Origin of the sequence: Microvirga aerophila (genome assembly GCF_003332305.1) — a bacterium.
GTDB classification, from domain to species: Bacteria; Pseudomonadota; Alphaproteobacteria; order Rhizobiales; family Beijerinckiaceae; genus Microvirga; species Microvirga aerophila.
The window spans coordinates 1-6,183 of the sequence record NZ_QOIO01000117.1 but is presented as its reverse complement, the minus strand read 5'-3'; the positions used below and the strand labels follow the sequence as shown (position 1 = coordinate 6,183).

Below are 6,183 nucleotides of genomic sequence, written 5' to 3'. Positions count from 1 at the left end.
TAGCTGCCGCTCGTGATGTACTCGCCGACCCGGAAGGCGTCGTCGAGCAGGTAGAACACGCCGCTGAATACGTCCTTCACCAGTGTCTGCGAGCCGAAGCCGACGGCAACGCCGACGATGCCGGCGCCGGCGATCAGCGGCCCGATCTCCACCCCGAGCGCCGACAGGGCCATCATCACGGCGACGACCGCCAGCACCACGAAGATCACATTGCGGAAGATCGGCAGCAGCGTCCTGAGCCGCGCCTGCCGGACGGCCGCCTCGGTTCCGGGCGGGGCCAAGGCCTCGACTTGGCTGAGCCGCCGGTCGATCAGCGATTTGACCACCTGCCAGATCAAGTCGGCGACGAGCAGGATCACGACGCTGCTCAGCGCGCCGCGCACGAGTCGAGTCAGGAGGGTGTCTCGGCTGCTCATCTGGGCAAGATCGATGTTCCAAGCGTGCGCGAGCACAAGCGCGGCGCCGGCGATCAGGAGAGCCCTGAGGCCGCGATCCAGGAAGACCGCCATCAGGCCGGGCGCGGAAGCGGCCTCGGGGCCTGAAGCCGGGCGGGAGACGTGATGGCTTGCCATCCGAGCAACTGTGATAGCTCCGGGCAGGAGGAGGGCGACCGCCAGGAGCCAGAACAGGCGCATGAATCCCACGACCCATAACCCCCACAGCAGTACCAGGCAAAGGGACAGAAGCCAGGGGGTGACCCTGTGAAGGGCGGAGTGCTGCGTGACATCGGGAAGGGCGTCCGCTGCGCGAGGACGGGCCCACACGACATTCAGGGCGATGGCCAGGAGCCCGAGCCCAAGGGCATAGGCCACGAGCTCGCGCGCCTCGGGCGAGAATCCCAGCACACTGAGCACATCGAGCGTGGCCCACCCGAAGGCGAACCATCCGACGAAGAGCGCCAGGCGCCGATACCAGAACCGGGCGGCATCCGCGGTCAACGGGACGACGCGGAAGCGCTCCGTGTCCTGTCGCCTGCCACCGTCTGGTGCCAGAAGGAACCGGCCCAGCACCAGTGCCAGGCGCAGGACCACGGCCGCCACCAGATAGGCGAGCACGACCTGGTGCAAGAGCAGCGGCCAGTCAAAGGCGAGAAAGGCGCCGATGCTGCCGAATCCGAAGATCACCACCTCGCTCAGGCCGAACGCCAGACGCAGGCCGATGGCGCGCATCCGCTCGGACGCGGTCTCCATAGGAAGGGCCACAATCCGCTGCTGCGGGCGGGCCGTGACCCTCCTGAAGAGCCATTCGGTTCCGGCGCCCAAGGCAACGAACCCGAGGACGAGGATCAGCACAGCGACAGGGCGGCGGCCCCGCAGCTCGGCGAGCAGGCGATCCGCGGCGTTGCGGAACTCGCTCGGCAGGCGCGGCGCGGCGGCCGCAAGAGCAGCGAGGTGTTCCCGCATGCCGGCGGTCCGGACCGCCATCATCTCGGAGGCGGTCACCTCAGAGGTCGTCGCCGGCGCTCCGACAAGCGCCGGCGACGCCGCGGGCTGCTGCTGCTGGTCGATCCAGCCGCGCACGGCCGGATCCTGTAAGAGGTTCAGGAGCTGCTGCACCTGTGGCGGAGGAGGGCTCTGGGGCGCGGGGGCTTGGGCGTTGGCGGATGGAGTGCCCGCGAACACAAAAAGCAGCAGAACCAGGCTGCAAAGCAACCGAGCCGGGGCGTTGTGGTCGGCGCGCGTCGTCATCATCGAAACCACCTCCTTTCACAGGACGCCAGTCTGCGATCCTGCGCAAGTGCTCGGTACCAAATCACCGAGGTCGAGAAGACCGCCGCCCTGAGGGAACAGGGGAAGCCGCCCAGGGTCACCACCGCATGCTGAGGCCGAGCACTGGTCCATGCTGGAGCATGTCGAACTCGTAGCGGCGGCGGCCGTCGCCTTGGGCGTAGTCCACCGAGAGGGCTCGGTAGCCGATCACGCCCGAGAAGGTGATGCCGTTCTAGGCCCCGAAGTCGAAGCCGTAGCCGCCGACGGCCTGCCAGGAGAAGTCGCTCCCGACCCCGAACCCGCCGATGTCGCCGCGAAGAAAGAGCTCGTGCCCTGGCGCCACTGCGTAGCGCACGCGCGCGCCGATCACAGGATCGAGCCAGTCGACGGAACCGGACCGCGCGAAGGCTCGTGTCCCGGCGAGCTCCAGGCCGCCGATGTCGAGGGTGCCGGTGACCTCCAGCGAGACGTCCGCCTCCTGGTACCAGTAGCGGGCGCCGCCGAGGACATCGAACGCCAGCGGCCCAGAGCGCGCGACCTCATAGGCGGCGCCGACCTCGACGATGGCCATCTGCACATCGACGGCGAGGGTTCTCCCGACCGTGCCCGTGATCCCGGGCGCGGGCGTTCGGGTCCAGACGTTGCTGCCCTCGATCCCCACCTTGCTCCAGACCAAGTCGCCGTAGAGGGCGAAGGGGCCATTGCGCGCTTCGAAGGTGCCCATCAGGCCCACCAGCGTGTCGCTCTTCTCGACGATGTCGATGAAGCTGGCGTCCACCTTCGTGGAGCGCCCGCGCACGGTCTGGGTGCCCTTCAGCGAGGTGAGCCAACCGTAGGGAACGAAGCGGAAGCTCCACACGGGCGGCATTGCAACCGGAGCCTCGACGATGGGCGCTGGCGGAAGAGGTGCGACATCCGCCGCGATTGCCGCGCCCATGCCTCCCACGAGGAACAGCGGCACCAGCACCGGACGAACAAATCGAAATGACGGACAACGCATTGATGCCTCCTTGCGCCATTGGCTCAAGCAGAGATCAGAATTGAAGCCGGGGACCACCCCCGGTCAAGGTGGCATGTCTCGGATGAGACACGCCAGGGCTTTGTGCCGGTCGAGGCGTCATCACGGCGTGTACCAGATAGGTGAGGTGTAGGCGCGTTCGGTGATGGTCATGACGGTGCTCGGCAAAGGCTGGGTCCCAAAACGCTTCGCGTCGTAAGCAGTCCAGCGCGGCGTCGGAATCTCGATCCCCCGGCCGTAATAGAAGGCCGGCTGGGCCGGATCGAAGTCCGGGTCCGTCCAGACCGTCGCCAGCTCGGGCGCGCCAACTGTGTTGGTCCAGGTGGCGCTTGCGACATCAACGGTGTCGCCGACCGGAGGCAGCTTGCCGTCCCCGCCGGGCCTGCGCCGCTCGGCATCGGCCCAGGCGACGTCATAAACCTTCTCTTCGAGCTTGCCGTCCCTGGTGAGCCAGCCCTTGACAATCTGGTAGCGGTCGAGGTTCGCGCCCAGCGGATCCTTCAACGCCGCCACGAGGAAGGTAGGTGACTTGCCCTGCGGTGCCGCCCGCAGTTCGCCGCCCATCGGCACGCCCTTGGTGTAGCCAGTCTGGGCGGGAAGACGGCTGTTCGCGTCCTGCGCGACGAAGTCCCATCCGCCGAAGAACCTCACGAGCATACGCGGGCCGGTCGTGGCATAGGTCTCCCGGCGCTGCATGGCATCCCACAGCGACGCCCGCGTGTTCTCTGTGGCCCACACGGCGGCGTAACCCGCCGAGGAGACCTCCCAGTCCATGATCTTCTTGCCGGTCGCCGGGTTGGCCACGAAGGTGGCCGTCAGGCGTTCCGGACTAGGCTCGCTCGCGCTGATCTTGCCGAAGAAGTTATCCTCCTCGGCGGTTGCAAGCCCCGTATGCGAGTCGGTGCTGCCGACCATGCCGAACTTGTAGGGGTTCGTGCCCAGCTCCTGTTCCAGCTTGAGGCCGTTCTTCAGCGCCGAGCGGGCATATTCGAACTCCAGCATCTCGGGCGTCTTCACGGCGCTCAGGTCGAGATTGCCCTTGTCCCACAGCTCGAAGTTGGCAAACTCATCGGTGGGTGACAGCAGCGGATGGGCCTCCCCCGTGCCCTTCGTCTGCAGGGAGGGCCATGACAGCTTGTGCGAAGGATGCACCGAACAGATTGGCAAGCGCCTGCTCGTCCTGATCGGCAAACGTGTCACCGAGCAGGAGCCGGTCGCCGTGTCCTTCCGGGTGTGCGGCGGCATTGGACAAGGCCGCGAGGCTGGTGCGCGCACGGTCGTCCCCTTGCTCGCGGCGGAAAAACACCTGCGAGAAGGATACGCGCGCCGGTGTGCGGACGAGATCCGGACGCGTCTCGTAGAGGGCACGCAGTTCCGCTTCCGGTGGTTCGGCGGTGCGGATCGTGTCATCGAGGAGGAAGGTCATCTTCTGCGCCAGCCGGCGGCGGACGACGGTGTCGCCGACATCGAGCTCCAGCGCCCGTGCCTCGCGCGAGAGGACCTCTTCCTTCAGATGGTCGGCGACCAGGCCTCTGAGTTCCTCGTCCGTGGGCGGGCGGCGCCACTGGCGCGCCCACATTTGCTTCAGCCATTCGGCGTCCGCGGCGGTGAGATGAATGGCGGGGGGAGTAGCGCCTGCCCGGACCCCACCTGGATTGAGGGCGGCATGTGCCGCGAACAGCAGCCCGCCGAGGGCAATAAAGTGCAGCAATGGCTCCTTCAGCAACCTCATGGTGCACTCCCTGCAATTCCCGTTCACTCGGGTCGGGCGATCAGTCTGCGGGCTTGATGCCGCGCCGTCCGGATCCGGTTACTGGCAGCGGGTGGCTACCCGTCCATAGCTGTCGATGACCTGCACGCAGCCGGAGCCCGAATAGGCATAGGCGCCCGCCGCCACAGCCCCCGCTGCGGCGGCGCCCGAGACGGCCCTCCGGGTGGTGCGCCGGGCGACCCTGGCATAGCTCATCGGTGTCAAAGGCCGCCCGACGCGGGCCTCGGCCTGTGCCATGAACCCACGGCTGGGAGCCGGGATCTCACCGCTCCACGTGAAGGCAGCCGCTGCCGCGCCGGCCGCCAGAATGCTGGTGATGATGCGTTTCGGTGTCATGGCTTCGATCCTCCTGCGGGAATGCCCGGGGGCACTTCGTCGACATCCCCGGTGGCGTTGAACGTAACTTGCTTCGTCCCGTCAGGTGCCTTGAACACGAATGTGTAGGGATCGGACCTCACGTCGGTCCGCATTTCCTTGATCCGCAGGGTATATTGGGGCGCCTGGGCGACCGTCTTGCTGGTGATGACGTATTTGCCCGGGATCGGACGCTCCCCGACCTCCACCCAGAGCTGCCAATCGGTGTCGTGCTTACGGAAGGCCAGGTGCTCGCACTCAACACCGTCGACGACGCCGCGTCCGATGTGCTTGGCGTCCATCACGTCCTCGGTGAGCTGGTCGTAGGTTCTGGCCAGCAGCAGGTCAGCCCCCGGGAATTCGACCCCGTAGTCCGAGCGCAATCTTTGGATCATCTCGTCGATCGAGCCGGGCGCCTCGATCCGCGTGAAGGTCTTGTCCGGTCGATTGTGGACGATCACGGCGTTGCCGTCGAAGACGAGTTCCACATCGGCATAGCCGCCCGTACGGGTCGCACGAAGGCCGGCCTGGCGGTCGACGACCACGTCGCCGTAGGCGGTGAACTGGATTTTTTGCAGGTCGGGCGTGATCACCTCGATGTCGGCGTCATAGCGCACCGACAGGTTCTTCTGACCCGCCATGTAGTCGGACATGCCCTTCAGGATGGTGCGCGGATCGCCGTCGTCCGCCCGCGACAGCACGGTGGTGAGCGACAGGAGCGCTGCGGCACCCAACGCCACTCCGATGCATCGGGTGACCTGCGGCCTCGTCGGGAAATGGTGCGTCATGGGCAGCCTCCGTCACGTGATGGCAGCCGCAAAAGCGGCGATCTGTGCTCGGAGAGAAGAGGACATTCCCGGGGACACCGGACGCGACAAGCGGCACGAGCACTTGTCCTTTGTCTAGAGCATCGGACGAGAAGTCGGATCCGATGAGGTCTGCATCTCAGCCATCCTGGAGCCATGCCGAAGCCGCCGGTGGCGCGTCCACTTAACGGTCCGATGCTCTAAAGCATCGGACTGGAAATTCGACTCTTAGGGTTCTGGGTTGATGTGATCTGTGATTCACTTCGTCGGACGGGAGGTGGATCATGGGTCACTGCTATTCTCTCGATCTTCGTATGCGGGTTGCAGCCTTCGTCGAGGCGGGCCATTCCTGCCGGACGGCGGCCCGCCACTTTGGCGTCAGGGACAGCTGTGCCATCAAGCTGATGCAGCGCCAGCGGCGGTTCGGCTCGCCGGCGCCCGCCCGCCAAGGCCGTCCGCCGGGAGGTGGCAAACTGGTGCCTTATGAGACCTTCCTGATCCAAGCCGTCGAGGCACACCCCGCCA

Annotated in this window: 6 protein-coding genes and 1 pseudogene; 1 reads left to right on the top strand and 6 read right to left on the bottom strand. The window is 66.5% G+C overall.

The window, feature by feature from the left end:
• The 6 genes and pseudogenes from DRB19_RS28430 to DRB19_RS28405 all read right to left on the bottom strand — a co-directional run.
• On the bottom strand, window positions 1-1,691 hold a 1,691-nt coding region (locus tag DRB19_RS28430; protein WP_114189323.1), incomplete at its 3' end, for a mechanosensitive ion channel domain-containing protein.
• Between the two features lie 250 nt (window positions 1,692-1,941).
• Window positions 1,942-2,709, bottom strand: a complete 768-nt coding sequence (locus DRB19_RS28425; RefSeq protein ID WP_245439893.1) for a hypothetical protein — start codon at window positions 2,707-2,709, stop codon at window positions 1,942-1,944.
• Window positions 2,710-2,829: 120 nt separating this feature from the next.
• Window positions 2,830-3,855, bottom strand: a pseudogene (locus tag DRB19_RS28420) (DUF3604 domain-containing protein); the annotation flags it as partial.
• The gene (locus DRB19_RS31775; RefSeq protein ID WP_338067384.1) at window positions 3,794-4,153 is read right to left on the bottom strand and encodes a peptidyl-prolyl cis-trans isomerase; all 360 of its coding nucleotides are present in this window, start codon (window positions 4,151-4,153) and stop codon (window positions 3,794-3,796) included. The pseudogene DRB19_RS28420 and the gene DRB19_RS31775, both read right to left, overlap by 62 nt.
• Window positions 4,154-4,537: 384 nt before the next feature.
• Entirely contained in the window at window positions 4,538-4,834 is a 297-nt protein-coding gene (locus tag DRB19_RS28410; RefSeq protein WP_245439889.1) for a hypothetical protein, read from the bottom strand.
• A complete protein-coding gene (locus tag DRB19_RS28405) occupies window positions 4,831-5,640 on the bottom strand; it encodes a DUF2092 domain-containing protein (RefSeq protein WP_245439886.1) in 810 nt (269 codons plus the stop codon). Before DRB19_RS28405 ends, DRB19_RS28410 begins: the two co-directional genes overlap by 4 nt.
• A gap of 302 nt (window positions 5,641-5,942) precedes the next feature.
• On the opposite strand from DRB19_RS28405, the gene DRB19_RS28400 reads away from it, so the two are divergent.
• Window positions 5,943-6,183, top strand: a 241-nt coding sequence (locus tag DRB19_RS28400; protein WP_245439419.1) for an IS630 transposase-related protein, incomplete at its 3' end; no start/stop codon positions are given.

Excerpts from the sequence above, each read along its gene's own strand:
- DRB19_RS31775 (WP_338067384.1), bottom strand. The coding sequence starts at position 4,153 with ATGACCTTCCTCCTCGATGACACGATCCGCACCGCCGAACCACCGGAA.
- DRB19_RS28405 (WP_245439886.1), bottom strand. The coding sequence starts at position 5,640 with ATGACGCACCATTTCCCGACGAGGCCGCAGGTCACCCGATGCATCGGA.
- DRB19_RS28410 (WP_245439889.1), bottom strand. The coding sequence starts at position 4,834 with ATGACACCGAAACGCATCATCACCAGCATTCTGGCGGCCGGCGCGGCA.
- DRB19_RS28425 (WP_245439893.1), bottom strand. The coding sequence starts at position 2,709 with ATGCGTTGTCCGTCATTTCGATTTGTTCGTCCGGTGCTGGTGCCGCTG.